The sequence below is a fragment of the Ferruginibacter sp. genome, from assembly GCF_031430955.1.
Lineage (GTDB): Bacteria > Bacteroidota > Bacteroidia > Chitinophagales > Chitinophagaceae > Ferruginibacter.
The window spans coordinates 1-1,981 of the sequence record NZ_JANPCM010000097.1 but is presented as its reverse complement, the minus strand read 5'-3'; the positions used below and the strand labels follow the sequence as shown (position 1 = coordinate 1,981).

Genomic DNA, 1,981 nt, shown 5'->3' with positions numbered 1-1,981 from the left:
ATAAAAGAATTTGTTCATCAAAAAATTCCCTTATCACAATTAGCAGAAAATTTTTCTTTATTAAACGCCTCCGCTGTAGTTGCCATTTGCCAATCGGGTAAAAGAAGTTTGCAGGCAGCAAAACAATTAACAGCAGTTTTTGGCACAACAAAAAAAATCTACAGTTTACATGGCGGTATTACATTATGGAAACAGCAACATGCAACACAATTATTATAATGGAAAGAAAACCAAAAAATATTTTTATTCAGGGAGCAATAGCTGCATCTTTTATTGGAGAGAGTATTGCAAAGCACAGTACTAATACTGCCATTGGCGGACACAGTATTTTTTTAGGACAGGTAAGGGCCGATATTATTAATGAAAAAAAAGTAGCGGCAATTGAATACACCGCATACGAAGAAATGGCTTTGGAGAAAATGCATGAAATAAGAGAGGCCATATTTACCAAATATCCGCTTACCTGTATGCATGTATATCACAGCCTGGGCAAAATAGTTGCCGGAGAAATTTGTTTATTTGTATTTACTTCTTCGGCACATAGAAAAGCGGCCATTGATGCCTGTAATGAAACGGTGGAAAGAATAAAAGCGGAATTGCCCGTTTGGGGCAAGGAAATATTTGAAGACGACACACATCAATGGAAAAGCCCCCTAAATCCCCCGAAGGGGAACTTGTAACCTCTTTTTAATTTGTAAGTTTTTAAAATTAACTTTTATCTTCTAACATGGTAAACATCACACACAAATCAAACAGCTTACGTGAGGCAATTGCATCTGCAACAGTCACTGTTTCTAAACAGGAAACTATTGATGCTGTAAAAAATAAAACTGTACCCAAAGGTGATGTATTTGAATTTTCTAGAGCAGCAGGCTTGCTAGCTATAAAAAAAACAAGTGATGTAATTCCGGATTGTCACCCGCTGCCGGTTGAATTCGCAGCAATAAAACATACTGTTGAAGGCTTAAGCATTATCATCACTGTGGAAGTGCATACCATTTATAAAACCGGTGTAGAAGTAGAGGCCATGCATGGTGCTGCTATTACTGCTTTAACGATGTACGATATGCTGAAGCCTTTGGATAAAGGCGTGGAAATATCAAATATTAAATTAGAAAATAAAAAAGGAGGCAAAACAGACTTTACACAGCAGGCTGCCAATTTAAAAGCAGTGGTAATTGTTTGCTCGGACAGTGTTTCAAAAAAAGAAAGTACAGATACCACAGGAATAAAAGTGGCGCAAAAATTAACGACCCACCAAATAGAAATTATACACCAGGAAACGGTAGCGGACGATTTTGATTTGATACAGCAAAAGGCAAAACAATTTACTGCAGGGCAATGTAACTTATTGATATTTGCAGGTGGCACCGGAGTTTCGCCAAGAGATATTACACCAGATGCTATTAAGCCCATGCTTACCCGTGAGATTGACGGCATAATGGAAACAGCCAGAAACTATGGTCAGCAGCGTATGCCTTATGCCATGTTATCAAGAGGTGTTTGCGGATTTATTGATAAGACATTGGTACTTACTTTACCCGGCTCAACTAAAGGTGCTGCAGAAACTATTGATGCACTCTTTCCTTATATTTTACATGTTTTTAAAATCGCAGATGGTATGCGGCATGATTAGGTGGGTGAATTTATTTATTCTAAAACCAGTAATTCTAAAATCAGCCTGATAAAAAACTGAAATAAATAAGCAACCATGCAAATAAAACAAAGCATACAAAACAGGCTGTAAAGCGCAATCCAAAACGTTTTTCCCCTGATTGTTATTTTTCAACTTACTAAAGAGGAGTTTGAAAGTTTACGATCACAAATTGAGACCTTAGACAGCAGCAATTCTTTAACATCACAAATTGTGACCTTAAAGACAGGCAGGGGTAAGCATACAAAATTTATGCCCTATGCTTTTACAGAACAAGGTGTTGCTATGTTAAGTGGCGTACTAAACAGTGATAAAGCAATAGAAATG

The 1,981-nt window shown here is 37.2% G+C and carries 4 protein-coding genes; all 4 read left to right on the top strand.

The window, feature by feature from the left end:
* A partial coding sequence (locus ACY65O_RS02735) for a rhodanese-like domain-containing protein (protein ID WP_462219318.1) occupies positions 1-219 on the top strand: 219 nt, incomplete at its 5' end.
* Positions 219-680 (top strand): molybdenum cofactor biosynthesis protein MoaE, encoded by a 462-nt coding sequence (locus ACY65O_RS02730; RefSeq protein WP_462219317.1) that lies wholly within the window; start codon positions 219-221, stop codon positions 678-680. The genes ACY65O_RS02735 and ACY65O_RS02730, both read left to right, overlap by 1 nt.
* A gap of 47 nt (positions 681-727) precedes the next feature.
* Positions 728-1,636: a bifunctional molybdenum cofactor biosynthesis protein MoaC/MoaB gene (gene moaCB / locus ACY65O_RS02725; protein WP_462219316.1), complete on the top strand. Its 909-nt coding sequence runs from the start codon at positions 728-730 to the stop codon at positions 1,634-1,636.
* Positions 1,637-1,753: 117 nt separating this feature from the next.
* Positions 1,754-1,981 (top strand): ORF6N domain-containing protein (locus tag ACY65O_RS02720; RefSeq protein WP_462219319.1); only part of this gene is annotated, 228 nt, incomplete at its 3' end.